This is a genomic window from Acinetobacter kyonggiensis (assembly GCF_900107285.1).
Taxonomy (GTDB): domain Bacteria; phylum Pseudomonadota; class Gammaproteobacteria; order Pseudomonadales; family Moraxellaceae; genus Acinetobacter; species Acinetobacter kyonggiensis.
In genome coordinates this window covers 85,209-110,894 of the sequence record NZ_FNPK01000008.1, presented here as the reverse complement: position 1 = coordinate 110,894, position 25,686 = coordinate 85,209, and the positions used below count along the sequence as shown (strand labels likewise).

The following is a 25,686-nucleotide window of genomic DNA, read 5'->3' as shown; positions in this document are numbered from 1 at the left end:
TTACAAAATAATTAGAGATTTAAAACACGTTTCGGGACTAAACGCTTTTTATCGGTAATTTCCGCCAGACCTAAACATTTCTCGCCATCAAAAACCAAAACCTCATTTTCTGCTGCATGCTCAATATTACTTTCCATACCACGACTAAAATATTCGGCACGACCTTCAGGAACTTGTACTTGGATAAAATGATCGACTGGCGCAAAAACAGGCAACAACAAAGCATCACGTTCAAATTCAGTTAAGCTTTCTAAATATTCAATGGTATAGCTTGGGATTAAATCAAATTGCCCTGTTTTAATTCGGTGCAAATAAGTTAAATGCCCAAAAGTGTTTAAGGCTTTGGCAATATCTTCACCCAACACACGAATATACGTCCCCTTCGAACAAGTCACATCTAAGGTCAGACTATTTTCAGTAAAAGACAATAACTCAAGTGCCTCAATGGTAATAGGACGTGCTTCACGTTCAATTTCAATCCCCTTACGCGCCAGTTCATACAACGGACGGCCTTCTTTTTTTAAGGCAGAATACATCGGTGGAACTTGCTGAATATCCCCCACAAAGGTGGCCAAAACCTGTTCAATTTTTGCTTGAGTCAACTCAGGAACGGCTTGCTCGAACAAGACACTCCCCTCCACATCACCCGTGGTGGTGCTATGACCTAAATGAATGGTGGTTTGGTAGCGCTTGGTTGAATCCAATAAATAATGGGAAAATTTAGTCGCTTCACCCAGACAAATCGGTAACAAACCTGAAGCTAAAGGATCTAAAGCACCAGTATGTCCAGCTTTTTGAGCGCGATATAACCAACGAACTCGTTGCAATGCAGCATTAGAACTAATACCCAAAGGCTTATTAAGTAAAAAAACACCGCTCAGATGTCGGCGTTGAATTTTAGGTGAAGTCTTTTTCATAGCGAAAATCAAGCAAGTTCAAACGAATGACATGTTAACAACCGCTTATCAGGATTTACAACTTTTCTACCATGTATTTGCACATTTAATGGCAAATTGAGTTCTATTTTGGACTTAATAAAAACAGCAATAAAAGGTTGCATAGGACATGCAGAAATATAAGCTCTGGGTCATTTTGGCTCTTATTGTATTGTGTATCGGTGCAGTATTATTTTGGTTAGCACCATCTCAATCCAGTGCAGACCCAACAAGTTCAGCACAAAGCATTGCTATACAAGATAATTTTTTAACAGCAAACAATTCCATGAAATCAGTTCAGGCTAAGGCTTTTATGGGTAAAAGCCAGCAAGACACTGAAATTAACTGTCAGTTACGCTTAGATCAGACCAATCGTTTAATTGTGAATGAACAAACACGTAACTGTTTTGAATACTTTATTACTCAATATGGTGAAAAAGACCTCAAGCAAATTAAAACGGACTTTAAGACTTATATTGAGCAAAGCTATCAAGAGCCTGCCCGAGCGCAAATTTTAGATTTATGGAATCGCTATATGGATTACCGTGAAAAACTCGGTCATCTACAAACGCCCAATATTGATAAAGATGATGCCAAATATTATCAAAGCATATTTGCCGATATGAAAAATTTACGCAAACAGCTGTTTTCTAACTACGAAATTGAAGGTTTATTTGGTACGGAAGATACTTACCATGAATACACTTTAAATCGCATGGCCGTTCTGGATGACAAAAATTTAACTGAAGCACAAAAGGCAGAAAAATTAAAAAACCTATTCAATCAACTACCTGAAGACTGGAAAGAAAACTTACAACAACTCAATAAACTGGAAGATTTAAGAAAGCTCACTACAGATATTAAAGCACGTGGCGGTTCTGCTGAAGAAATTCATCAAATGCGAACCAATTTGGTCGGACCTGAAGTCACACAGCGTTTAGAAACTTTAGATACCGAACGCAGTGACTGGAAAAATAAAGTCAATGGTTATCTGAATGAGCGTGACAGCGTGATGAAAAGTGGCATGAGTGAGGATGCGAAACAAAAAGCGGTGCAACAATTACGTCAACAGCATTTTAACCAATCAGAAGAACAACTTCGGGTCAGTACCTTTGAGTCCATCCATGATCAAGGTGGAAAACTGCCTTTTTCTGAATAAGAACGAATGTATTAAAGCGATATTTTCAGGATGAAAATAAACTGCTGAATAACAAAAAATAAGGATATGAGAAAAAGGCTTTAAGAACTTTAAGAAAGTGCAAAAACACAATGGATCAATATAGGAGGCTTATTTTTTCTTTCGCTATACAAAAAAATATTAAAAAAATTTAACAAAGGATCGGTTATGAAAATTTTAACGACAAAAACCAAAGCAGTGACCTTTGCCGTGATGGCAACCCTTTCTATGGGACTGACTGCTGAAACTCAAGCTGCAGAAGGTATTTTACAAGTCAAAGAAACGGTAAAATCTGACTATGCCAAGACCAAATACCCCATTGTGATGACTCACGGTTGGTTAGGTTGGTCACGTATTGGAAATGATAGTTTTAATATTGACTATTGGTATCAAATTCTGCCAGATATGGCACGTAATGGTGCGAACGTCTTTGCTGCACAACTTTCCCCTGCCCACACAACAGAGTTCCGTGGTGAACAACTAATTGCACAGGTTGAAGAAATACGCGCACTAACTGGCAAAGATAAAGTCAATCTCATTGGTCACTCACACGGTGGTCCTACAGTCCGTTATGTTGCCGCAGTAAAACCTCAATATGTAGCATCTGTAACGGGTGTAGGCGGTACTTTCCGTGGTTCAAAAGTTGCAGATGACATCCAAGGCAATCAAGGCAGTCGCACATTCTTTAATATTCTAGGTGACTATATTGTTGCACCGTTAATCTCTTGGGCGGAAGGAAACCCAGAGATGCCTTACAACTTTGATGCGTCAATGGCCTCATTGTCTGAGGCAGGTTCTGCAGACTTCAATAAACGCTTTCCAACAACAGCTTTAGCTACTGACTGTAACAAAAGTGGAGATAAAGTTACGAATGGTATTTATTACTACTCGTGGGGTGGCACAGCACAAACAACCAACCTACTCGATATTGATACCATCCTAATGCAGTTAGGTCCGCTGTCTTATGGCAACAAAGACAATGATGGTATGGTGGCACGCTGTAGTACTCATATAGGTCAGGTCATTCGTGACAACTACAATTTAAACCATACTGATCTTGCAAATATGCTATTTGGTCTAAAAGGCCTTTTTGCACCTGATCCAGTTGCACTGTATCGTCAACATGCCAATCGTTTAAAATTACAAGGCTTATAAGACCAATTCCCATAAGTGTGATTTACGCATATGGGAACCTACTCTCGAATTAATTAGTAACATTTATAAAACCCTTCTATCGCCTTCTGCTTATTTTTAATGTCTTAGACTTTATACTTAGCACTGACAATACATATTGTCATAAAAATCAGTTATAAAATAAAAATAGAGAACCTACTATGAAATATGGACCATTGTTTGCCTGTGCCATGATGGCTGCAACATTTTCTACCACACATGCTTCCACTCAAGCTCAGCAAGTTGAAGCCAAATCACCAATCTCAAATTATGCCAAAACCAAATATCCGATTGTCTTTAATCATGGTATGGGGGGCTTTATTACTGTGGGTACAGATCAGTTTGGACTTGATTATTGGTATCAAATTTTGCCAGATTTAGCGCGTAATGGCGGGAATGTTTGGGCAACACGTGTTTCACCTTTTAACTCATCTGAAGTTCGTGGTGAACAACTGGTTCAACAGGTTGAAGAAATTTTGGCCATTAGCGGTGCAGCTAAAGTCAATTTGGTCGGACACTCCCATGGTGGTCCAACCATCCGTTATGTCGCAGGGGTCATTCCCAATAAAGTGGCCTCATTAACAGCTATCGGTTCACCCAATACTGGTTCTCCTGTGGCTGATCTAATCTTAAAAGCAGAAGGTACGGTAGTTGAAGCACCCTTAGTCGGGGCGGTGAATTTGGTCTCTAAGGCCATTACTTGGGCACAAGGTTTAGACCCAAATAGCTTCCCACATGATGCTTTGGCTGGCGGTAACAGCTTGACTCTTGCAGGCTCTGCCAAATTTAATACTCAATTTCCATTAGGCATGCCAATGACTGCATGTAGCGAAGGTGCTGCTCAGAAAAATGGAATGTACTTTTACTCATTTGCTGGAGTCGGCACCGTCACCAATTTACTTGATCCAGATTCGGCATTAAAGGTGACAAGTTTACTGATTAATCAGGGTAAAGATAATGATGGTCTGGTTTCACGTTGTAGTGCCAAATTTGGCAAAACTATTCGCGATAACTATAACTGGAACCACTTAGACGAAGTTAATCAAGTATTAGGATTACGTGCTCTATTCGCACCCGATCCAGTAGACGTCTACCGACAACATGCCAACCGTTTAAAACTGCAAGGTTTATAAAATTCGTCTATATTTAAGACATAAAAAATGCGCCATAAGGCGCATTTTTTGACTCGTATAAAACTTAAAATTAAGCTTTAACTTTACGAGCTGGTAATTTTTCGCGGATACGTGCAGCTTTACCAGACAATTCGCGTAGGTAATACAGTTTAGCACGGCGAACGTCACCACGACGTTTCACTTCAACTTTAGCTACGATTGGAGAATGAGTCTGGAATACGCGCTCAACACCAATACCGCTAGAAATTTTGCGAACTGTGAACGCAGAGTTCAAGCCACGGTTTTTCTTAGCAATCACAACACCTTCAAAAGCCTGAAGACGCTCACGATCACCCTCTTTTACTTTTACAGAAACGATTACAGTGTCACCAGGTGCAAAAGCTGGTAAATCTGTTCTTAACTGTGCATTTTCAATAACTTGAACTAAAGGATGCTTACCGCTCATGGGGTATCTCCGATATGTGCGAGTCAGAAGAGGTCTGATCATCGCGGGGTATAGAGGCTAAAGCGCATAGACCCAATTATCTTTCTCTTTATTGCTGACCATCTCAACCAATAAAGAGCCTATTAAAGAATACTTAAATCGAATTTAAGTATTTAAATCTTTAAGCCATTTTTTTTGCTGCTTTGTCAGTTCCACTTTTTCCACCAACTCTGGGCGGCGTTCAAGTGTACGCTGATAACGCTGCAAAAACCGCCATTTTTCAATATTGGCATGATGTCCTGATTTTAATACTTCAGGCACATCCAATCCTTCAAAATGATCTGGCTTGGTGTATTGTGGGCAATCTAAAAGACCATCCACAAATGAGTCTTGTATCGCGGACTGTTCATCAGACATTGCACCCGGAAGTCTCCGAATAATACTGTCCAATAAAACCATCGCAGGCAGTTCACCACCCGATAAAACATAATCACCAATTGACCATTCCTGATCAACATATTGCTGGATCAAACGCTCATCGACACCTTCATAACGTCCACACAATACAATTAATCCGTCATATTCAACAAATTGCTGTACCGCTGCTTCATTTAAGGTTTTTCCTTGTGGAGACATATAGACCACAGGAACCTGAACACATCCTGCTTGCAAAGCAAGCTCTTTAGCATGATGAATCGCTTTTGACAGAGGTTCTGCCATCATCACCATACCCGGACCACCACCAAATGGACGTTCATCCACTCTTTTATAGTTGCCCGTCGCAAATTCACGTGGATTAATACAAGTGACTTGTACTATTTCACGTTTTGCTGCACGCCCGCTAATACCAAAATCTGTAATCGCTTCAAACATTTCAGGAAAAAGCGTAATGACTGCAAAAAACATCGCAGACTCCTCTATTTTCCTGCTGCGTTCATCCTTAAAGGATTAATAATCTACGCCCCAATTTACGTAGATACGACCAGCTTCTAGATCAACTCGCTGTACCACATCTTTATGCCATGGAATCATACGCTCTTCAGCATCAATGCTGTCTGGTGTTGCGTGAACCACCATCACATCATTGGCACCGGTCTCGAACATTTCATAGATTTTACCGAGGTTCACTTCTTGTTCAGTATCATCCAAACCTAACACTGTTAAGCCTTTCAAATCTGTCCAGTAAAACTCATCCATTCCTGCTTTCGGAAGTTGCGATTTTGAAATCCAAACATTTACGCCAACCAAGCCATCCGCTGCAGTGCGATCGCTCACATCTTTTAGCGAAACAACCAAGCCTTTGCCATGCGGCTTCCAACGTTTTACATCTACTGTTTGCCAACCCGCTTTGGTTTCAATGTACCAAGGAAGATAGTCAAAGATGTTGCTCATAGGTTCTGTATTGGAATAGACCCAGAGCCACCCATTTAATCCATATGCTGAACGTAACTGTCCAATCTGAATACGATCTTCGGGAACATTCTGTGTTGGTGTCATGGGCTTTCCTACTACTTAATTTAGAATTATGCAGCAGCTGCAGCTTTCTTAGCTTGAGCAGCTAAAGAAGCAACACGTTCAGACGGTTGAGCGCCTTGAGAAACCCAATGAGCAAAACGATCAGCATCTAAACGAAGTTTTTCTGCTTGACCTTGAGCTGTAGGGTTAAAGAAACCGATACGTTCGATGAAACGACCGTCACGTGCATTACGGCTATCAGTTACAATAATTTGATAGAACGGACGTTTTTTAGCACCACCGCGTGCTAGACGAATTACAACCATGATAAAAACCTTATAATTTTTACGGATTATCCCTGCACCGACCACCGGAACACTTCAAACCCCTTTCATAGAGGGCAATATTTTACGTTATATTTTCCATGAAAGGAAGATCAAAATTTATTTATCCACAGTTTGAATTTATTTATCAATCCAACTCAAACAAGTCCCTGTTGCATCATCTTTACCTTTATACCAACATTGAGTACCAGTATCTGTGATCGTTAATACACCGTCACCGTTTTGGCCGCTCGTTGAAATCGGGGTGGCTGTTAATATCCATGATGAACTTGGAGCACTTGTTATTATTAAGTTATAGCGAGCAGATCCACTTTGTGGGGATACTGTTTTACCATAAATATTAGGATTGATTAGCGGATTAGTGGCATAACTAGAGGTTGAGTTATTTTTTCCATAATCTCCATTTACTAACTTATATGATTGCAATTTTTGTGCTATTTCCATCATTGTACTTTGTGTTTCAGCACGATATGTTCTTTTTATATAGTTTTGATAAGATGGATATGCAATCGCAGCAATTACCGCAACAATTGCAAGTACAATCATCAGTTCAATAAGAGTAAAACCTTTAATATCCTTCATTATTACTTCCACTCCTTGGTATTGGCACCACAACTCGCACTAGAAACAGTTAATGTATCCGTAGTCATGCACTTTAATCCTCTAGAATCTAATAATAAATATTCAGATTTTCTAAGCGCATTCCCTTTACTTTGATTAGGAGTAGCAATCATTTTCCAACCTTGTCCGATAGTTGAATCTTCTAAGGCCTTGGTTGAATCATTAATATCTACAATTTTGATTTGATAGTCATAATTGGTTGCAGAATCATATGGAATATTGATCTCACCTTTTGTTGATGTCTGATGCTCTGGAATATAGCCTGCATAACTTAATTGCTTTCCTTTGTAATTTTCTAAACGCTCAGCAATTTTAAGCATTTCTGATTGTGCCTTTGATTTATTTGCTCTTGCGATATAAGTTTCATAACTTGGAATAGCGATTGCTGCAAAAATTGCAACAATCACCACTACAACCATCAATTCAATTAGAGTAAAACCTGTACTTTTAGTTTGAGGAGCTGTCATATATACCTTCCTCACCATTCAAACCAGCGTACAGGTTTAATTTTACGCACTTGACTATAAGTAGGAAGATTCTGCTCAGTTAACGCTGTTTTTTCAGCAGGACATTTACCAATACATACTTCTTTAGTTTCTGCTATTGGTCCAACTAAAGAAGTCTTACGAGGATCAGAAGCATTGACTACACCAAAAGCAGGACCATTAATACCTTGATAACTGGTTTTTATGTATGCAGCACAATCACCATAAGGCATACAAATACGATGAGTTGTAGAAATCCCTGTCACCCCTCCTCCACATCCGTTCACTGTACCTGTTAAGGTTGCTTTAGGATCATAAAGGCTGACATACAAATCACCAGTAATTAACTGAGATTCTTCAAATGATCGAGCATAATTACCAGTATCTACAGAACGCAATTCAAAGCTCCATCCTCGCAGCATGGTACTTCCAGTAATTAATTTCATTTTTGCAATTTCAGTATCTGTAATTTGCTTAGTGACAGTTTTACCCAAAATACCAGTATTTGATAGTAAATCTGGAGTAATCACAGGAGCAGGTGTAAAAGCAGATTTTTCTAAACCATCTGCTGCTGCATCTCGATCTATTAGACCATAAATTTTATTTTTCCCGCCATTTTCTGCTTCGAGAGGAAAACTGCGATTACCCGACCCTGCCGTTACCAGTACAAAACGGTTTTGCCCATCATCAAATACGGCTGTTGACAAACGATCATAAAAACGCGGAACAAATGGGGTCGCACCCGTTGTTCTTAATTGAGCAAGCGGTTGTACACGAATGGCTATTTTGGTGTCTGTCGTCTTCGACATTTGGTTATTGTTATTTAAATCAACACGAAAAATCTGCCCACCCAAGTCTGCAAAATAAATCATGTCTGTAAGACCATCTGCATCGTAATCACGTACTACAGGTTGTCCAACAACACTATATTTCAAATCAGATTGAATTGTTTTTTTATGGGCATCAGCTACCCCTGAAGTATCTGAACTACTCATCCAAATTAAAGCACCAGTTGTAGCATCTACTACATACAATGCGTTTCCATAAGTGGATGAAGGTTCAGTAAAACTAGCAGCTGGTTTTTCATATACATCTGCATCATAACCACCACCAAAAATAAGAACTTTCTTTCGCTCACCTTTCACACGAATTTCAGCAACAGTAGGTTTAGACCAAATTTGTGCTAAACGGCTAAATCCAGTTGTCGTCGGTGTAATATTAAATAAAAGTTCTGGAGAAGCTGGATTTAAAATATCTAAACCGTAAATCGCTTTCCCTCCCATCCGTAAACCACCATAAATATTCATTTTATTGGCGATATACTTTGTGGCTGCAGCACCATTAGATGTTGTAGTCTGTACTTTAAATGTATTATCTGCTACCCAAGGTGCATCCACTCCATAAGCTAAACCAGTTAAACCACTCACACCTTTTGAAGTAGAACTAGCTAAAGTATCATACTGATTATCTAAAATTTCTTTTGGAACAAAGACGGATTGTTCTTTTCCTGTAGAAGCATCAACAATATGCAACCCACCATCCATAGAACCATACACCGTATATTCTTTACGAGTCCCAACTGTATTTAAAGCCGACACCGTCGATTCTTTTGTTACCATTAAAGGAGTAGAGTGAACCACTCCTCCCAAATAACGATATGGCGATGCCGGATTAACCGCTAAAGTTGTAATATTACTTGCAGTAAGCGCAATTTGCGTCGTAGGGAAAGTTGTTTTATAACCTAAATAATTTAATAAAGCTAAACGCTGATTGACATTATATATACCTGTTAATGCACCAGTACCAGTAAAGTCAGTAGCAAGATTTTCTTTAGTCACTTTTTTTAATGATGAACCATCTACGGTATAGACTTTGCGTTCACTATTAATATTACTAATTGCATCAACTGACTCTTGCGCAGTAGAAGGAACTGGAATTTTATTCCATGCACCACCACTATTAATTAATGAATGGTCACTACCTGACGTAGCATTAGACCATAAGTCTTTTGCACTTGAATTGATCACTTGTTGATTATTTTCAAGCTTATAAATAGCATTACCACTACTGTCTTTTAGTGTTCCACCCACAATATTATATTTTTTTAAATTACCTGCCCACGTTCTAAAACTAGTATCCTCCATTGGCATGACCATAGGGAAAAAACCTTGAGTCATATATTTGGTTTGATCTAAAGGATCACGAGGCACTGAAATTGAACCAAGGCTTGAGGGGGTAAACGTCACATCCACTTTGTTTACGAAATCAATAATGCTATTCGCGATATCATCTGAGTTAGATGCCTGATAAAAACCGCCATCACCATATGCATTGCTACCCCACTTACAGGCATTTTTAATATCTAAATTAGTGGTCGAGTCACAATCATATGTACCATCTGATTTTTTAGTTAAGCCTTCAAACGATGCCCCAAACCCAACTACCGCCGTTCTAATTTTCATACCTGCTGGGTTTTTAGTTGAATCTGCTAACTTCTTAGCATATTCACCAATATATTCCCACCCGCCGGTTTCTCCAACAAATAAATTAGATTTTAAAAGCGGTGAAACTAACACCCCTGTTACAGACGGTTTAGCCGAAAACTGATATGCTGACTGACTCAAACTGTAGTTCAATACAGATCGGGCAATATTATCATTTGTTGAGTTAGGTGCGCCGTCAGTGAGCATATAAACACCATTACCATCACAAGAACTAGTACTGCCTCCCGGATTGTAATTTGTTTTAGCATCATTTTTACTTGTGCCAACTGAATATTTAAAGCCGCCAACTAAATTATCTGTATATGAATCCGAAGCATTCGTTGTAGCTTTCTCAACCAAAGCAAATGGGTTAGTACGGTAGGCTACAATCCCGTATGCGCTACTATTTGCATAAGGCCCCCAGCTTTTCCCAACAATTGGCTCAATATCCAATGGCTCCTGTGCTACTTTCATCCATCCGCCATAACGCCAACCTGCCGGCAACTTTGAAAGCGTGTCCCAGCCATTTGCCATAACAGGCATTTCTTTTTCTAATTCTGTTCTATTTGGAAATTTATACCAAATCGTTTTACCTGTTGTAGCATCCACACCATTAGGCTTATATACACCTGCAGAAATTGTTCCATCAGAAACAGATTTTCCGCCAAAACTTGGCCAGTTATTTACGCATTGCTTTACATCTCTTGAAACGCCGCTTGGCATGAAGTCTGAATTCGTTAAAGCATTCGTGCCTAATTCAACACAGATAAAATGAACTTGTTCATCTGCATTAATTTTTTGCATTGTCATAGATCCATCATAGATCCAGTCAATTTTAGTTGCCGTACTATTATCAATCCCAGTATTCGTCCCCATCATATATGCCCCAGCTTCAGCATAGGCTTGAACAGTCGGCGTACCACCAGCAGTCTTATATTGTTCAGTACCTAGGGGATAAGTTGTACTTGATTTTTTAACACTACTTTGCCCAAGCGTTGTACCCGTAGCATATTCACGATTATTTGAAGCAATCGCTACATTTTGTTTACCGTTACCATAGGTAATATTATCTAGAGACTGAAAAGATGCGATTTTTTGAGCTAATTTAATTCGTTGTGCCGAATTTAGCACCGCATTTTCAACTAAAATAGCACCAGAATGGCTATCAATTAATTTAATCTGAGAACCAGAAATATTAAGACCAGTTTTAGATGAAAACTGTCCTAATCCAATTTTAGTGGAGTCTTTTAGCTTAGTTCCAGCCAATAATGGAATAATTGCGTCCTTTAAGCGAGACAATCTATCATATTGCCAAGTCGCCCCATTGGTACAACCTCTTAAATGATACGTGATAGTCGTTCCATCAATCGAAACACTTTTTTCAATCGCTGTGCTATTCGTTGAGTTACTAGTTGTTTTTATTGGAAGACCGTTTACATTAAAGCCACTTAAGTTATATGCCCAACTATAATAGCTTGACCCTGGAGAACCTGACTCAACAATAGAAACACGGTTACACAGAGAAGTACCAGTAATATCACCAGGACTACCATACGAATTATCCTTCGGCAACACTAAAGAACTAATCCCCATGCTTCCTGATGTATCTAACATCAAAAGGATTGACGTTTTACCTGTAGAGTTACCTCTATATAGACTTAAATCGCTTGCAAAAACCGCAGTAGTTGTAGGCAATACCATCACTGGAAGTAAAGCCATCATACTTACAAGAGGTTTTAATTTCATCTTTCTTCTCCCAACCTTCCAGTGCTTAACTTTTAGTTTCTGTTAAACGAACAACGTATTCTGCAACTTGCGTATTAAGTGGCACACCAAGTTTACTTAGACATTCATGTAAAGTTTCAACTTTTACTTGCCCACTTGTACTCTCTGCTCTATTTTTTAATAACAACTCATCCATCACTCGTTCACCTAAACATGTATTCATATCTGCAAGAGTTACAGATGGTGCCATAGCAGGTGCAAAAGAAGTCGCAACAACTCGAACACGTTTAGTATCTACATCTGCCTTTAAATCTGTATTTTTGTTGGTTAATTCAAATTTACGCATTTCCACAGCTGGGTCATCCGGATTTACCACTGCAATTTGAGTCACAATGGCTTTACGGCTGATCGAAAACATTGTGGCCGGATTACATACTGCACTGATATCACCTGAAAGAGCAGAACTTACCCCTGTGGCACTTGAAGTAGATGAACGTTCAATAATTCGGAAGTCTCCCAAATTAAAGAAAATATTATTTTTTGCTGCATTACTTTCTACTTCTGTCGGTTTAAAACAAAATTGTAATTCCTTACCTTGATTACCATCTAACAAAACCTGCCCAACAGGCGTACCTGCCAAATTGGTTGCCTCATTGGTATTAAAGTTTTTTTCCAGATGATCTAGTGCTACATCAGAAGTTTGCATCAACAATGTTTGCACTTGAGCATTAGTGGCAATTTTTAAGTTAAAAATACTGTTGCGTATCGCATAAAGCCCAATAATTGTCATTAAGACCAACAATATCAATACAGTGATCAGTGTTGCACCAGCCTGGTGATTAGAACGATTTATCATTGAATAATATCTCCTAATCCGCCATTACGTAGCGCGATTGTTGTAGTATAAATTTGGCGCATATAACCGTCATTTGTTGCTGTTATTGTTTGGTCCAAAACAGCAAAACTTGTTTTTTCAGCCATAGCCACTTTTTCAGTAGACCGCACCAACCATCCCAAATTCACCCCTATTACCGCAGGGCGATGCTTAACAGTCGCTGTAATAGCTATATCGTTGTACTCATTGATTCCTAAGGTACGCGTTGAGCCATCACTGTTACGAATAATTAACTGTACTCGCATATATTCCACATTTTTAGCAATCATTTCGCCCGCATTTGACGCATAATCTGAAGTAAGCGTATTTACAGCTGATATTGTCGTTGTTGCATTCGCTTGAGGAACAGTTTCACCTGTGGCAACAAACATGGCAGACGAACAGTTTAAATTTGCTTCGTTTTTAGCAGAATCCTTGTTAATATAATATCTTTCAATCACATACCAACCTTTAGCATAGCTGGTATTGGTTTTTTCAGGACCCTTTACTTTCTTTCCATCACATGTAAATGTATTCATAGGTGCTTGGTACATAATTACCAGCTGATCACTTTTTTGGTACGCACTAAATGCACTATTATTATTTTGATTCGCTGAAATTAAATTAGCACCAGTAAGCACAGCTGCACCCACTTTTAAGCCTTTTAAATTACCATCAGCCGCAGGAGTTGCAGAGCCGCAGGTTTGATTACTTAGAACAATTCCTCCATAAAGCGACTCATCATTCATTGCGCCAGCATTACCATGATTTGCTAATCTAATATTTTTAGTAACGTAATTAACTCCAAAAACCCCACTGTCTTGTAATGAAGAAGCCGAAGTTTGAATTCTATAATTAATCTGACCACTAATAAGCAACTGCATGGCTACAGCAACTAGAATCAAACCTAGAGTGAGAGCAATCATTAACTCTATCAGCGTAAAACCGGATTGATTGATCGTTTTCATTAATAGGCCTCCAACACCAAACAATTTGAGTCACCCACATACTTCCCATCAGTTTTTATACATGCATTTTTGGGTTCTTCAGCTTCAGAGCTTGCTTTAGCATTGCTAATTGCTTCAGTGTCATTCCATGCAGCAATTAAACACAATCTTTTTTGACTTGCCGAAGTATTTAAACAATCAATTATCCCTAAAGTAATTCCCTTGGTTTCAGCCACAGCACTATATTGTTTTAGATCATATAAAGCCTGATTATTTGCATTACAGCCACTACTGCAATTAGGTAAAATAGTGGGTATTGTTGCCTTATACTCACCTGTAGGATTCAATCTTATTTTCTCTGCCAACCCATTTAATATGATTAAAGCATCTGATCTTTTCATCGCTTCATCAGTGGCGGCAGTTGCTTTAACTTGTAAAGCTGCGTAACCCAAAATTGCAATTGCCAAAATAAACATGGCAACCAAGACTTCCATAAGCCCTACACCTTTTTGGCGAGAAATACTTATCATCAGCATGCAGCTCCTTGTGAAATTTCCACAGTTCCTGAGATACCTACGGTTAAAATATAAGACCCCGCAGAAGAACAAAAAGTAATTTCCTTGGAACTATCTAAATTTCCTCTAGGAGAAAAAACAAAACTATCATCGGAGGTAGTTTTTAAATTTACTTTTTTATCAACATTTACAATAAAAACACTATCTTTTTTAAGTGACTCTTTCATCGTTGTTGAATAATTCGTTAATACCGCACCGCATCCCGCTTCTGTTACCACAACAGCTGACTTATTCATTGAAGTACAAACTATTGTTTCATTTCGATTCAACATTGCTCGGCTTCTCGCTTCTTTTAATGTATCTCTCATATTGTAAGTCGTTGTTTTAAGATTTTGCTTAGTCAGCATATCCCCAAAAGAAGGTGCAGCCATCGTTGCAATAATCGCCATTATTGCAACGGTCACCATCAACTCAATTAAGGTGAACCCTTGATTTTTTTTTGTTTGCTGCATACTCCCCCCCCAGATAACAAAATTTTACCCTATTAAAAATAATACCTAACTTAATTACAAACTAAACACATAAAGGATAAAAGGCATAAAAAAACAGATAATTGCCAAAATACAATTACCTGTCAAATTAAGAATTTAAAGAGAATGTTACTTCTTTAACAGTTATGCCTGAATTACAGAGATACGTAACTCTTTCGGCAAACTAAAGGTAATATTTTCTTCACGCCCTGCTAGTTCTTCTGGTGCTTTAGCACCCCAATCTTGTAAACGTTGTATGACTTGTTTGATTAAAATTTCTGGGGCAGATGCGCCAGCAGTGACCCCAATTTTAGTCGTTTCATTAAACCATGATTGATCCAGTTGATCCGCATTATCGACCAAATAAGCCTGCTTGCCCATACGTTCAGCCAATTCACGTAAGCGATTTGAATTTGATGAGTTTGGCGAACCCACCACTAAAACCACATCACATTGATTGGCTAAATCACGCACAGCATCTTGGCGGTTTTGCGTGGCATAGCAAATATCATCTTTACGTGGCCCTTGAATATGTGGAAATTTAGTCCGTAAAGCATCAATCACTTTGGCTGTATCATCAATGGACAAGGTGGTTTGGGTTACAAAAGCCACTTTCTCTGGATCTTTAACGGTTAATGCAGCGACATCCGCTTCATCTTCGACCAAATAAATTTCCCCACCATTTTTTTTGTCATATTGCCCCATGGTGCCTTCAACTTCTGGGTGACCTTCATGACCAATTAGAATCGCTTCTGTCCCTTCACGGGCATATTTCGTCACTTCAATATGTACTTTGGTCACTAAGGGACAAGTTGCATCAAATACTTTTAAACCGCGACGTTCAGCCTCAATTTGCACAGCTTTAGACACACCGTGTGCACTAAAAATCACAATATTGTCATCTGGAACTTCATCCAGCTCATCAACAAAAATCGCCCCACGCTGACGTAAATCATCCACCACAAATTTATTGTGTACGACTTCATGGCGCACATAAATGGGCGGATTAAAACACTCAAGTGCACGATTAACGATCGCAATTGCACGGTCGACACCTGCACAAAAACCACGTGGATTGGCCAATACAATTTCCATAAGACCCTCAATGCTCACTCGAATTTAAACTGAATAATTTGAAATAAATGCAAACAAACTACGATCAGCTCTTTAGTTTGACGATAGTCTGCTCTAAAATAGAGAAGATATTTTATCATATCAGGAAAAATATCATGTCGGGTCTCTTGTTTGTCGTTTCTGCTGCATCTGGAACAGGCAAAACATCTCTGGTTAAAGCCCTACTTGAGCGTGTGAACAATTTACACGTTTCTGTCTCACACACAACTCGTGGTCAACGCCCGGGTGAACTCGACGGTGTGCATTATCATTTTTCTCAAAAAGAAGATTTCCTTGCTTTAGTTCAGCAAGGCGGTTTTATTGAATATGCTGAAGTATTTGGTAACTATTACGGTACAGCTCAAGCCACGGTAAAACAACAATTGGCTAAAGGTCATGATGTGTTACTTGAAATTGATTGGCAAGGTGCAGAACAAGTTCGTAAACTTTTCCCTGAATCTCAACAAATTTTCATTTTACCACCAAGCCAATTTGATTTGCGTCAACGCTTGTCTAATCGGGGCACCGACTCTGTCGAAGTAATTGAACACCGTTTAAGCTGCGCGGTTGAAGATATGCAACAATATCTCAACTTTGACTATCTGATTATTAATGATGACTTTAATAAGGCATTACACGACTTAGAATCGGTGATTATTGCCAATCGTTTGCGTTTGTCACAACAAGCCAATCGTCATCAAGAATTGATTCAAAAATTAATAACGCCGATTGAATCGTGATTAAAACTTGAGTCTACAGTCAAAGCCTTTTATACTGCTCAGTCTGTTCAAATTTAATATTCAAACGAGAATTCTTATGGCACGCGTAACCGTTGAAGATTGTTTAGACCATGTAGACAACCGCTTTGAGCTTGTACTAGTGGCAAGCAAGCGCGCGCGTCAATTGGCACGTCAAGGTATCGAACCAACTGTAGAGTGGGATAACGACAAACCGACTGTAGTTGCTTTACGTGAAATTGCTGCTGGTCATGTGTCGAAAGATATTTTGAAACAACGTGATCAAGACTATCAAACTTCGAGTCTTGACCTTGCACTTTCTGCAAACAATCTGAATTTAGATGGCTTTTCTTTCCAATAAGAAAAAAAATCTTGAAAAAGCCTAGTTTTTAACTAGGCTTTTTTTATTGGATAACTTTTATATTTGCTCAATAACCGTTATAACATAAGTATAAAGATACGTTATTTCAAAGGTATCTTTTTGCTTTTTTTTGAATGAAAAATTTGACAAGTCATGCAATATGTTTTTCATTAAAGGTCTAGCGATTTAAATTGTAGAAACTTAAGTAGTAAAGGTGTTATATGCCAGGCCCACAGGTCAGCCAAGCCAGACAACAGCTCAAAATCATTATCGACGCTTACCTAGATGCAAGCGATGTCGAGCGCGTGCTTGCGGCCTGCGATTATGCAGATCTTGCACATGATGGCGTGACGCGTAAGAGTGGTGAACCTTATATTTTACACCCGATTGCAGTCAGTAGTATTCTTTCGCATATGCGCTTAGATGCCGAAACCCTCATGGCTGCACTGTTACATGATGTGATCGAAGATACTGAATTCAACAAAGATGATATTGCTGAAAAATTTGGTCGCACCGTGGCCGAATTGGTCGATGGTGTGACTAAACTTAGCCATTCCAGCGATAAAGAATACAATAAGGCCGCCTCGTTCCGTAAAATCCTGCAAGCAACGCTACAAGACCCTCGTGTCATTATTATTAAGCTTGCAGACCGTTATCACAACATGACCACTTTGGGCTCATTACGTCCAGATAAACGTATGCGTATCGCACAAGAAACCTCTGATATTTTTGTTCCGATGGCACGTATCGTCGGCATGAATGAAATGGCGGATAACTTAGAACATCTGTGCTATCAAAATCTTGATTTAGATATGTTCAATAATGTGCAAGAAGCATTATTACAAACCAAACCTAAACGCTGTGAATATCAAAGTCTTTGGGAAAAAAATCTGACTGAATTGCTACAACAACATCAAATCTCTGGTCGTATTAAAAAGAAAAATAACAATATTGAATTACTGCGTCACTTTGTCAAAAATGATATTGATTTACAGGAACTTACACATAGTCATGCGTTTGAAATCATTTTACAGAGCATTGCTGACTGTGACCGTTTAGCAGAAATTTTGCGTGAAAATTTCCAAATTTTACATTATGAAGATCATATTCGTCGCCCACTGCCTGGTGGCAATCAATCGTTACTGATGCGTTTAAAAGGTGAAAAAACCACTTTATCACTGACCATTCAAACTGAACTGATGCGTAAAGCAGCCCGTTTCGGTGTGATTTTAGGCGAAAATGCACCTCAAGCGTGTCGTTCAGCCATTCAAGCCTCGATGCAAAACCTCAATGTCCTGATTGATGGCGCTTGCGCAAAAACCACCTTTAGCGATCTTTTAGATTATTTACATCAAGAAAAAATTTGGGTCTATACCCCACACGGTCATTTACACGAACTTCCGCAAGGTGCCACAATCGTTGATTTTGCTTATTCAGCCAGTCTATTTTTAGGCAACCATGCTGTGGGCGCAAAAATAAATGGCGAAATCAAGCCACTTTCCACACCTTTGGTTAGTGGACAAGTAATTGAAATTATTACTGATGTTTTAGCAACACCCAATCCAGATTGGCTCAGCTTTATTAACACCCAAAAAGCACGACGTGCGATTCAAAATATTTTGCGTGATCAAGATATTGAAGAGCAGCAATTGGTTGGTCAACAGGCATTAAACCGTGCCCTAAAGCTCTTTAATCGCTCAATCACAGATTTAACCGATGCTGATTGGTTGGATATCCTGCAATGGCGGCATATTGAATCTCAAGAGCAACTCTTTGAACAAATTGCCGTGGGTGACTTACTGCCTCAATTGGTTGCAAATCATCTCTTTGCACAAGGTCAAAACATCGATTCTCAAGCGTCCACTCGTCTAATTCAGGGCACGGAAGGCGTGGATGTTAAATATGCACATTGCTGTAATCCTGTACTCGGCGACCCGATTCAAGGGCATTTATCCCGTCGTGGCTTAATTGTACATCGTGCACGTTGTCATAATCTTTTGCACGAACAACATTTGCATCCAGAAAACATCATGCCTTTACATTGGACGTCAGATGACGCCAATGATATTAGTTTTACAGCCTACTTAAGTATTGATATGGTCATGAATGATGAACAAATCTCTGACCTCATCTATCAATGCCGTAAAGAAAAAACTGGTGTAGAAATGGTACACAGCCACGAAGACAAAACTTACGTCAACATTGTGGTACACAATCGTAAGCAAATTGCACAAATCATTCGTGATTTACGCATGCATTTTGGCTTTCCACGTATTACCCGCTTAGCCCAACCGATTAATATTTCAGAAGCATCAAAAGCAAGTTAATTCAATCATATCCCCCTAATTCATGGATATGCGCTATGATGTTTTTAGACAATATAAGGAGAAATCAATGTCCCGCCAAGTCATTCATACTGAAAATGCACCTGCAGCAATTGGTACTTATTCTCAAGCAATTTTAGTGGGAAATACGCTGTACCTTTCAGGTCAAATTGGTTTAGACCCTTACAGTATGGAATTGGTTGAAGGAATTGAGGCACAAATTCGTCGCGTATTTGATAATTTAAAAGCAGTCTGTGAAGCAGCAGGCGGTTCGCTAGCAGATATCGCCAAACTCAACATTTTCATGACTGATCTTTCACACTTCCAGCTAGTGAATCAGATTATGGGTGAATACTTTGCACAACCTTACCCTGCACGTGCAGCATTAGGCGTTGCAAGCTTACCCAAAGGTGCTTTAGTCGAAATGGATGGTATTGTTATTATTAATAACTAAAAATCAAATAGTTAAATATTTTTATCAAACACCACCAATAAAGTGGTGTTTTTTCATTCAAAAATCCAATTAAAATGAATGTCATTTCAAATGAAATACATTGACAAACGATAACAATTATCAATAATATCACTTATCCCATTTCACTCTTATGGCCAGTCTCAAATGTACGTTTGTTTATGTCGTGGTATTACAGATCAAGATATTAAAGATGCCGTAGCAAATGGTGCTGAAAGCTATCGTGAAATTCGTGATTTACTTGATCTAGGAACATGCTGTGGTCGCTGCGCGCCAGAAGCTCGCGCAATCATTAGTGATGAACTATCAGATCTGGCTGCCCGCCTGTCTTATGCGGCTTAAATCTCTATTCTTATAATTATACTGTTTTGATGATCGAAAGATCACTCCTCCCCCGCTTATGACTCTAAGCGGGTTTTTTCTCATCAAAACTTAAGCATCAATTGCTCTTGATTGCGATTTTCATTTGCCGTTCTATAAATTACTCGCCATTTTTTCTGTTCTTGTTTAAAATAATTACAATAATAATTTTTGATTGCCTGACAAATGGTTAAGGCAGAAATTGTTGATGGAGTATTTCCCATGAAAGGCAATCGCGATGTAATTAATCAGTTAAATCAGGTGCTGTTCCACCATTTAACCGCTATTAACCAATATTTTCTCCATTCACGTATGTTTAATGACTGGGGAATTGAACAACTGGGTTCTGCGGAATACAAAGAATCGATTCAGCAAATGAAACATGCGGATAAAATTATTGAACGTATTTTATTTTTAGAAGGCTTACCAAATTTACAACATTTAGGTAAGTTGTATATTGGCCAACACACCATTGAAGTGCTCAATTGTGATGTGCGTAAGGTCAAAGAAAATATTGAAGCGCTACAAAAAGCTGTCAGCTTAGCTGAGCAGGAAATGGATTATGTGACCCGTGACCTTGTACAAGAAATTTTAGAAAAAGAAGAAGCTTACTGGGACTGGACCACAACTCAGCTCGATTTAGCTGAAAAAGTAGGCATTGAAAATTATATTCAAAGCCAAATTTAACCCAAAAAACAGCCAGTCAATTGACTGGCTGTTTTACAATTGGTGTTTTACTTTTTAGAAATGGGCTGTGCTAGTGAAGCATAATCTAGATCCATTTTTCCTAATTTTTTCAGTAACCAAAGCTGATGTTTGGCTTCTTTTTCATGACCATTAAAAGCCAGTACTTTGGCATATTTAATCAGATCGTATTTGGTCGGATAGTTTAAAACCATTTCTCGAATTTCGTGCAACTCTTGCTCATTGCGTTTGGTATATGGACTCATACGAATCCATTCAATCCGTCGGTCAAACTCTTCAAGTAAATAAATGGGTTTTTGATTGGTTATTTTTTCCGGTGTTTTTTCATAACGTATCGATTGATTTAGCTTTGCAGCAGCAACCGAATAATCTCGAATAATCAATCCCAATAACAACAGCGACACAACATAAAGCACTCGCATATAATTCGGTGAAAGCGTAATGGTCTTGATATTGGATTGTTGTGATTGCACTAGCCCTAGAATAAAACCCACAGGAAGCAAGAAATAAGCATAATATTGCGGGAATTCGAGCATGGCATGCACCAGCACCGCGCCAATCATTAAAAGACCAATCACGGATTCCACTGAATTGACATGCTTATTTAGCAAATAACCCCAGTAGCCAAAGTATGCCAAAAATGGAATCCCTATTAGCAAACCATTCCACAGCACAAAATCAAGAATAAAATTATGTGCGCTACGAATCCAGACGGGTCCCTGGAAATGATCACTCACCAAAGTATAAGCAACACTGGTTTGATTCCAACCATAGCCCCACCAAGGGCGATCTAAAATAGCATGCAGCATTTGCTGCCAAATGGCTAATCTCGACATATCCCCTGTTGCGCGCTCAGCAACCGTTTTGGTTTGAGCGATATCCAAATCTGTGACTTGTCCAATCCATTGCGTAGCAATCGGTAATAATGCAATTAAACCAATAAAGAGTGCAAGCCATGCAAGCGTGTAATACCACTTAAGTGTGATCAGCCCCTTATACTGCTGATAAGCGCCGTAAACAAGAATACATAAGCACGCGACCCAAGAAGTCCGCGACTGACTCAGCGCCACCGCAAAAATCAAAATAAAGGTACAAAGACTAAGAACCCACGTTTTTATTTTCTGTTTTTCATATAAATATATGCAACCGAGTAATGACATGATCAAAAATGTCGCCATGTTATTCGGTTGAGCAAAGTTTGCGTAGGGGCGAACAGCATTCTGCATATTCACCATGCCCGGAATATGGGCATCTAGGGTTAACCACTGGCAAATCGCAATGATGCCTGTCAATGTTCCTGACAAGAGTACAACTGTGCTAAAGCCAATAAAAATCTCTTCTCTATCGAGTTGGTTTTGGGTCAGGTTATATCCCAACACGCTGCAAAGCCAAAATCCTAAAACAAAGAGAGAACAGAGTAAGGCTTTGTCAAAAAAGAAGAGTTCACCACAGAAATATTGCAATAAAGGCACGCCAGCCAAAAACAATAAAGGCAGACTGATTACAGGTAATTTAATTTTGTCTTTTAAATAAATGGCAGCAAGAGCAAACAGCGATAAAAAGGCAAACAGCTCACCTGTATACGTTACCCAAGGGCGGTAATGGATAGGCAAAAGCCACGCAAGGGCAATGAATACACTGGCTAAAAGTAATAAAAAGAATTTCATGATTAAATCAGTGAAAATAGAATGGGCCTATGATAATAAAAAATCATAACCTAATGTGATTAGTATCAGCTTAATACAAGTAGATAAGCTAAATACCTCTACACACAGATGGCAAATAAAGTTGTCTAATTTCAGTTGAAGTACACTCCCAGCGTGCAGAGCCATTACCAGTATAGTGCATCATAGCAAAAATTAGTTTTTTCCCTGCGACACCACTACTCATACCTACGGTATTAAATGTAAATTCAAAAGCACAAACAGCTCCAGAATATGTTGAATTTAAACCGATGCTATGCACATATTTTGAATTAATCGCGCCAAATGAATCCACTCCTAAGTCTGTCACGACTGTTGGACAAGTACCACTTTCACCATATTTAGCAATTAACTCACCTTTATAAGCACTTGCCATATTAAGCGCTTCAGACACTTGTGTACGAGTCATATAGTTTTGATATGCTGGGATTGCTATAGCAGCTAGAATTCCAATAATCGCAACTACTATCATCAGTTCAATTAATGTAAAGCCTTTTTGCATTTTCTTTTTCTCAACCTAATAGTTTAAATATAGTCAAAAATCATGCCAAAAATTTAAAATAAAAAAATCAATAACTTGCCTAAAAGACAAAGTGAAAAATCTATTAAATTATGTCACTATTTGTCAAACTACAGTACTTCCATGTTTTTTTCGTTCTACTACAATGATACTGAATCCATATGGTTAAACACAAATACGAGAAAATAAAACTCGTAAAAGATCATTTTCGGAAACACAATACTTTTATTTGCTCTTTTAGGCTTTTCACTATGACTCAAAAAAAAACAATATTAGTTTTAGCATCAACTTATCCACGTTGGGCAGGAGATCACGAACCAGGATTTATACATGAACTATGTAAAAGACTAACCTTACAATTTAATGTTATCGCACTTGTACCAGATTCTGTAGATGCAGAACCCAATGGGACACTTGATGAGGTCAATGTTATTCGCTATCAATATGCGCCTAAGAAGCTGCAATCTTTGGTTAATAATGGGGGAATTGTTAATAACTTAAAAACATTTTGGTGGAAATGGCTACTCGTCCCCAGTTTTCTGATGTGCCAATATTTTGCAGTAAAAAAAATTCTGAGTACACAAAAAGTTGATGCCATTCATGCGCACTGGCTTATCCCACAAGGTTGGATTGCACATACTTTTTGTAAACAATTCAAAATCCCCTATGTGGTGACTTCTCATGGTGGTGATTTATTTGGGCTACAAGGTCATGCCTTAACAAAAATTAAAAAGCACGTCGCTGAAAACGCCACGACAATGACTGTGGTTAGTCAGGCAATGAAAGACTATTTAGAGCAAATGTCGATACAACCCAAAATTCTTGAAGTGATTCCAATGGGAGTAGATTTACAACATCGCTTCACGCCTAATTCTGATATGCAACGCCATCAAAATGAACTACTTTTTGTGGGGCGACTCGTGCCTAAAAAAGGGTTAAATTATTTGTTAGATGCCTTAGCCATTTTAGTGAGAGAACGACCTGAATTGCGTTTAAGCATTGTAGGATTTGGACCAGAAGAATCCGCTTTAAAAAAACAAGTCACTCAGCTAAATCTTGAAAAAAATGTCAATTTTTTAGGTGCTCTATCACAAGATAAGCTACCTGAAATGTATCATCAAGCGACATTGTTTGTTGCGCCATTTGTACGGGCAGATAATGGTGATCAGGAGGGATTACCCGTTGCGCTTATGGAAGCAATTGGTTGTGGTTGTCCTGCTGTGGTCGGTCATGTGGCTGGAATTGAAGATTTGTTGGGTGAGGATATAACAGCAGTTGCAGTAAATCCACATCACCCCCAAGAGCTAGTCAATGCTATTCTAAAAGCGTTGGATGAACCCATGATTGCAGCCAAACGCGCTATGCGTATTCGACAAAATGCCCTTGGACACATTGATTGGGAGAGTGTGGCGAATGCCTATGCTAATATTTTAGCTAAAAGTACAAAACCATCCACTCAAGCTTAACTCTTAATGTGAACTTTTAGTGAGGCAATCACAGGTTCAATCCCTTTGATAATCGTTTCCCAGTCTTTGATTGCAACTTGAGCATGGGCTGGGTGATTGAGTTGCTGTTGTAATTTTGCCGCTAAATCTTGTGCGTTGCCTGCTTCGAATAAAGCCTGTGGCGTATTGGAGAACAAATAATTCATTTCACCAATATTCGCCACCACAACAGGTAGATGACACGCCAACATTTCATAGGCTTTTTGTGGAAAGCAATACCGACCAAACGGTGTATCCAAGATAGAAATAATGCCTACATCTAAGGCTTGGAACAACGTGGCAATTTCATGATGCGGTAAAACACCTAAATAATGAACTCGTTCTCCCGCAGGAGGTGGGTAGTCTTGTTGAAATGGACCTGCAAGGACTAAATGCACATTGGGCATCTCATTCTTTATCTGTTCCCAAGCGTTATAAATCACCTCTACACCTTTGTCTTTATACAAACCGCCAGCAGTGCCGATATATTGTATATTGGGCAGTAAGCCAAGTTGCTTCTGAGCATCTGATTTATTTCTATGACCAAAGGTTTGCAGATCTACGGTGCTTGGCAGCGAAAGCACCTGACCTTGTGCCCGATAATCTTGGCATACCAAATCCGCCAAAGGCTGGCTGGTGGTCATTACCAATTGTGCTTGGCGTACTGCATAACGGAGTAAAGATTTAAAAAAAGGAATCTTGGCTTGCCCAAAACCTTCAAAGTTATCATATAAATCTGCCACAAAAGGCTTATTTAGCTTTCTAGCACACCATATTCCCCATACGATATGTGGAATATCCGATGCTGCGATAATAATGTCAGGCTGAAACTGTTTTAATTGTTGTAGCAGCAGAAATGGGTAGCTCAATACACCTGCTTTTTTTATTCCTTGATAGCTTTTGGAATGCCAAATGAACTGTTTATGCTCATCCGATTCATCCCAAGCCCCTTCATCATGAGATTGATAACTTAAACAAAAGCATTCAACTTGATGTCCTAATAAAGCAAGTTGATTCGGAATCTCATATAAACGAGCATATTTATCCAAAATAACATCTTTAGACATATATTGTCGTTTACACAAG

General features: G+C 38.9%; 26 protein-coding genes. 10 read left to right on the top strand and 16 right to left on the bottom strand.

What is annotated here, in order from left to right; all coding sequences use genetic code 11:
* Positions 1–11: 11 nt before the first annotated feature.
* A complete protein-coding gene (truB, locus tag BLV99_RS08520) occupies positions 12–917 on the bottom strand; it encodes a tRNA pseudouridine(55) synthase TruB (protein WP_092689638.1) in 906 nt (301 codons plus the stop codon).
* Positions 918–1,065: 148 nt separating this feature from the next.
* Between truB and BLV99_RS08515 the strand changes: the two genes are divergently transcribed.
* The 3 genes from BLV99_RS08515 to BLV99_RS08505 all read left to right on the top strand — a co-directional run bounded on the left by BLV99_RS08515 (position 1,066) and on the right by BLV99_RS08505 (position 4,418).
* Entirely contained in the window at positions 1,066–2,094 is a 1,029-nt protein-coding gene (locus BLV99_RS08515) for a lipase secretion chaperone (protein ID WP_092689635.1), read from the top strand.
* Positions 2,095–2,280: 186 nt separating this feature from the next.
* Positions 2,281–3,267, top strand: a complete 987-nt coding sequence (locus BLV99_RS08510; RefSeq protein ID WP_092689633.1) for an esterase/lipase family protein — start codon at positions 2,281–2,283, stop codon at positions 3,265–3,267.
* A 179-nt stretch (positions 3,268–3,446) separates the two neighbouring features.
* Positions 3,447–4,418: an esterase/lipase family protein gene (locus BLV99_RS08505; RefSeq protein WP_092689631.1), complete on the top strand. Its 972-nt coding sequence runs from the start codon at positions 3,447–3,449 to the stop codon at positions 4,416–4,418.
* Positions 4,419–4,488: 70 nt separating this feature from the next.
* Here the strand turns inward: BLV99_RS08505 and rplS are convergent, their stop codons facing one another.
* From rplS to ispH, 12 genes are all read right to left on the bottom strand, one after another.
* Positions 4,489–4,863, bottom strand: a complete 375-nt coding sequence (rplS, locus tag BLV99_RS08500; RefSeq protein WP_086184290.1) for a 50S ribosomal protein L19 — start codon at positions 4,861–4,863, stop codon at positions 4,489–4,491.
* 144 nt (positions 4,864–5,007) lie between these two features.
* Positions 5,008–5,748, bottom strand: coding sequence for a tRNA (guanosine(37)-N1)-methyltransferase TrmD (gene trmD / locus BLV99_RS08495; RefSeq protein WP_086184291.1), 741 nt, complete (start codon positions 5,746–5,748; stop codon positions 5,008–5,010).
* A gap of 42 nt (positions 5,749–5,790) precedes the next feature.
* A complete protein-coding gene (rimM, locus tag BLV99_RS08490; RefSeq protein ID WP_086184292.1) occupies positions 5,791–6,339 on the bottom strand; it encodes a ribosome maturation factor RimM in 549 nt (182 codons plus the stop codon).
* A 26-nt stretch (positions 6,340–6,365) separates the two neighbouring features.
* Positions 6,366–6,623, bottom strand: a complete 258-nt coding sequence (gene rpsP / locus BLV99_RS08485; protein WP_004650567.1) for a 30S ribosomal protein S16 — start codon at positions 6,621–6,623, stop codon at positions 6,366–6,368.
* Positions 6,624–6,761: 138 nt separating this feature from the next.
* Positions 6,762–7,223, bottom strand: coding sequence for a type IV pilin protein (locus BLV99_RS08480; RefSeq protein ID WP_092689627.1), 462 nt, complete (start codon positions 7,221–7,223; stop codon positions 6,762–6,764).
* Between the two features lie 2 nt (positions 7,224–7,225).
* The gene (locus BLV99_RS08475; RefSeq protein WP_092689625.1) at positions 7,226–7,729 is read right to left on the bottom strand and encodes a type IV pilin protein; all 504 of its coding nucleotides are present in this window, start codon (positions 7,727–7,729) and stop codon (positions 7,226–7,228) included.
* An 11-nt stretch (positions 7,730–7,740) separates the two neighbouring features.
* Positions 7,741–11,949: a pilus assembly protein gene (locus tag BLV99_RS08470; protein WP_244516296.1), complete on the bottom strand. Its 4,209-nt coding sequence runs from the start codon at positions 11,947–11,949 to the stop codon at positions 7,741–7,743.
* Between the two features lie 52 nt (positions 11,950–12,001).
* Entirely contained in the window at positions 12,002–12,811 is an 810-nt protein-coding gene (locus BLV99_RS08465) for a PilX N-terminal domain-containing pilus assembly protein (protein WP_092689620.1), read from the bottom strand.
* Positions 12,808–13,797, bottom strand: coding sequence for a PilW family protein (locus tag BLV99_RS08460; protein ID WP_092689617.1), 990 nt, complete (start codon positions 13,795–13,797; stop codon positions 12,808–12,810). Before BLV99_RS08460 ends, BLV99_RS08465 begins: the two co-directional genes overlap by 4 nt.
* Positions 13,797–14,306 (bottom strand): type IV pilus modification protein PilV, encoded by a 510-nt coding sequence (gene pilV, locus BLV99_RS08455; protein WP_171259170.1) that lies wholly within the window; start codon positions 14,304–14,306, stop codon positions 13,797–13,799. The genes BLV99_RS08460 and pilV overlap by 1 nt, the downstream gene beginning before the upstream one ends.
* Positions 14,306–14,803, bottom strand: a complete 498-nt coding sequence (locus BLV99_RS08450) for a GspH/FimT family pseudopilin (RefSeq protein WP_092689611.1) — start codon at positions 14,801–14,803, stop codon at positions 14,306–14,308. The genes pilV and BLV99_RS08450 overlap by 1 nt, the downstream gene beginning before the upstream one ends.
* A gap of 162 nt (positions 14,804–14,965) precedes the next feature.
* Positions 14,966–15,916, bottom strand: coding sequence for a 4-hydroxy-3-methylbut-2-enyl diphosphate reductase (ispH, locus tag BLV99_RS08445; RefSeq protein WP_092689608.1), 951 nt, complete (start codon positions 15,914–15,916; stop codon positions 14,966–14,968).
* Positions 15,917–16,050: 134 nt separating this feature from the next.
* Here ispH and gmk point away from each other — a divergent pair, with 134 nt between their 5' ends.
* From gmk to bfr, 6 genes are all read left to right on the top strand, one after another.
* Positions 16,051–16,674, top strand: coding sequence for a guanylate kinase (gene gmk / locus BLV99_RS08440; RefSeq protein WP_086164704.1), 624 nt, complete (start codon positions 16,051–16,053; stop codon positions 16,672–16,674).
* Positions 16,675–16,750: 76 nt separating this feature from the next.
* Entirely contained in the window at positions 16,751–17,032 is a 282-nt protein-coding gene (gene rpoZ / locus BLV99_RS08435) for a DNA-directed RNA polymerase subunit omega (RefSeq protein ID WP_004650579.1), read from the top strand.
* A 221-nt stretch (positions 17,033–17,253) separates the two neighbouring features.
* Positions 17,254–19,359, top strand: a complete 2,106-nt coding sequence (locus tag BLV99_RS08430) for a RelA/SpoT family protein (RefSeq protein WP_092689605.1) — start codon at positions 17,254–17,256, stop codon at positions 19,357–19,359.
* Positions 19,360–19,426: 67 nt separating this feature from the next.
* Positions 19,427–19,810, top strand: a complete 384-nt coding sequence (locus BLV99_RS08425) for a RidA family protein (protein WP_004650581.1) — start codon at positions 19,427–19,429, stop codon at positions 19,808–19,810.
* 165 nt (positions 19,811–19,975) lie between these two features.
* Complete coding sequence (locus BLV99_RS08420; protein WP_004650582.1) at positions 19,976–20,170, top strand: bacterioferritin-associated ferredoxin; 195 nt, start codon at positions 19,976–19,978, stop codon at positions 20,168–20,170.
* 240 nt (positions 20,171–20,410) lie between these two features.
* Positions 20,411–20,875 carry a heteropolymeric bacterioferritin subunit Bfr gene (bfr, locus tag BLV99_RS08415; protein ID WP_086184301.1) on the top strand — a complete coding sequence of 155 codons (465 nt, stop codon included), beginning with the start codon at positions 20,411–20,413 and terminating at the stop codon, positions 20,873–20,875.
* 47 nt (positions 20,876–20,922) lie between these two features.
* Here the strand turns inward: bfr and BLV99_RS08410 are convergent, their stop codons facing one another.
* Both BLV99_RS08410 and BLV99_RS08405 read right to left on the bottom strand, forming a co-directional pair.
* A complete protein-coding gene (locus BLV99_RS08410; protein ID WP_092689602.1) occupies positions 20,923–22,560 on the bottom strand; it encodes an O-antigen ligase family protein in 1,638 nt (545 codons plus the stop codon).
* Between the two features lie 88 nt (positions 22,561–22,648).
* Positions 22,649–23,098 carry a pilin gene (locus tag BLV99_RS08405; RefSeq protein ID WP_092689600.1) on the bottom strand — a complete coding sequence of 150 codons (450 nt, stop codon included), beginning with the start codon at positions 23,096–23,098 and terminating at the stop codon, positions 22,649–22,651.
* A gap of 269 nt (positions 23,099–23,367) precedes the next feature.
* On the opposite strand from BLV99_RS08405, the gene BLV99_RS08400 reads away from it, so the two are divergent.
* A complete protein-coding gene (locus tag BLV99_RS08400) occupies positions 23,368–24,582 on the top strand; it encodes a glycosyltransferase family 4 protein (protein ID WP_092689597.1) in 1,215 nt (404 codons plus the stop codon).
* On the opposite strand, the gene BLV99_RS08395 is transcribed toward BLV99_RS08400, so the two are convergent.
* Positions 24,579–25,667 carry a glycosyltransferase family 4 protein gene (locus tag BLV99_RS08395; protein ID WP_244516295.1) on the bottom strand — a complete coding sequence of 363 codons (1,089 nt, stop codon included), beginning with the start codon at positions 25,665–25,667 and terminating at the stop codon, positions 24,579–24,581. The genes BLV99_RS08400 and BLV99_RS08395 overlap by 4 nt on opposite strands.
* Positions 25,668–25,686: the final 19 nt, after the last annotated feature.

Excerpts from the sequence above, each read along its gene's own strand:
- truB (WP_092689638.1), bottom strand. The coding sequence starts at position 917 with ATGAAAAAGACTTCACCTAAAATTCAACGCCGACATCTGAGCGGTGTT.
- BLV99_RS08430 (WP_092689605.1), top strand. The coding sequence starts at position 17,254 with ATGCCAGGCCCACAGGTCAGCCAAGCCAGACAACAGCTCAAAATCATT.
- rpsP (WP_004650567.1), bottom strand. The coding sequence starts at position 6,623 with ATGGTTGTAATTCGTCTAGCACGCGGTGGTGCTAAAAAACGTCCGTTC.
- BLV99_RS08400 (WP_092689597.1), top strand. The coding sequence starts at position 23,368 with ATGACTCAAAAAAAAACAATATTAGTTTTAGCATCAACTTATCCACGT.
- trmD (WP_086184291.1), bottom strand. The coding sequence starts at position 5,748 with ATGTTTTTTGCAGTCATTACGCTTTTTCCTGAAATGTTTGAAGCGATT.
- pilV (WP_171259170.1), bottom strand. The coding sequence starts at position 14,306 with ATGATAAGTATTTCTCGCCAAAAAGGTGTAGGGCTTATGGAAGTCTTG.
- BLV99_RS08410 (WP_092689602.1), bottom strand. The coding sequence starts at position 22,560 with ATGAAATTCTTTTTATTACTTTTAGCCAGTGTATTCATTGCCCTTGCG.
- gmk (WP_086164704.1), top strand. The coding sequence starts at position 16,051 with ATGTCGGGTCTCTTGTTTGTCGTTTCTGCTGCATCTGGAACAGGCAAA.
- BLV99_RS08465 (WP_092689620.1), bottom strand. The coding sequence starts at position 12,811 with ATGATAAATCGTTCTAATCACCAGGCTGGTGCAACACTGATCACTGTA.
- ispH (WP_092689608.1), bottom strand. The coding sequence starts at position 15,916 with ATGGAAATTGTATTGGCCAATCCACGTGGTTTTTGTGCAGGTGTCGAC.
- bfr (WP_086184301.1), top strand. The coding sequence starts at position 20,411 with ATGAAAGGCAATCGCGATGTAATTAATCAGTTAAATCAGGTGCTGTTC.
- BLV99_RS08505 (WP_092689631.1), top strand. The coding sequence starts at position 3,447 with ATGAAATATGGACCATTGTTTGCCTGTGCCATGATGGCTGCAACATTT.
- BLV99_RS08470 (WP_244516296.1), bottom strand. The coding sequence starts at position 11,949 with ATGGCTTTACTTCCAGTGATGGTATTGCCTACAACTACTGCGGTTTTT.
- BLV99_RS08420 (WP_004650582.1), top strand. The coding sequence starts at position 19,976 with ATGTACGTTTGTTTATGTCGTGGTATTACAGATCAAGATATTAAAGAT.
- BLV99_RS08510 (WP_092689633.1), top strand. The coding sequence starts at position 2,281 with ATGAAAATTTTAACGACAAAAACCAAAGCAGTGACCTTTGCCGTGATG.
- BLV99_RS08450 (WP_092689611.1), bottom strand. The coding sequence starts at position 14,803 with ATGCAGCAAACAAAAAAAAATCAAGGGTTCACCTTAATTGAGTTGATG.
- BLV99_RS08395 (WP_244516295.1), bottom strand. The coding sequence starts at position 25,667 with ATGTCTAAAGATGTTATTTTGGATAAATATGCTCGTTTATATGAGATT.
- BLV99_RS08460 (WP_092689617.1), bottom strand. The coding sequence starts at position 13,797 with ATGAAAACGATCAATCAATCCGGTTTTACGCTGATAGAGTTAATGATT.
- BLV99_RS08515 (WP_092689635.1), top strand. The coding sequence starts at position 1,066 with ATGCAGAAATATAAGCTCTGGGTCATTTTGGCTCTTATTGTATTGTGT.
- BLV99_RS08425 (WP_004650581.1), top strand. The coding sequence starts at position 19,427 with ATGTCCCGCCAAGTCATTCATACTGAAAATGCACCTGCAGCAATTGGT.
- BLV99_RS08480 (WP_092689627.1), bottom strand. The coding sequence starts at position 7,223 with ATGAAGGATATTAAAGGTTTTACTCTTATTGAACTGATGATTGTACTT.
- rimM (WP_086184292.1), bottom strand. The coding sequence starts at position 6,339 with ATGACACCAACACAGAATGTTCCCGAAGATCGTATTCAGATTGGACAG.
- BLV99_RS08475 (WP_092689625.1), bottom strand. The coding sequence starts at position 7,729 with ATGACAGCTCCTCAAACTAAAAGTACAGGTTTTACTCTAATTGAATTG.
- rpoZ (WP_004650579.1), top strand. The coding sequence starts at position 16,751 with ATGGCACGCGTAACCGTTGAAGATTGTTTAGACCATGTAGACAACCGC.
- BLV99_RS08405 (WP_092689600.1), bottom strand. The coding sequence starts at position 23,098 with ATGCAAAAAGGCTTTACATTAATTGAACTGATGATAGTAGTTGCGATT.
- rplS (WP_086184290.1), bottom strand. The coding sequence starts at position 4,863 with ATGAGCGGTAAGCATCCTTTAGTTCAAGTTATTGAAAATGCACAGTTA.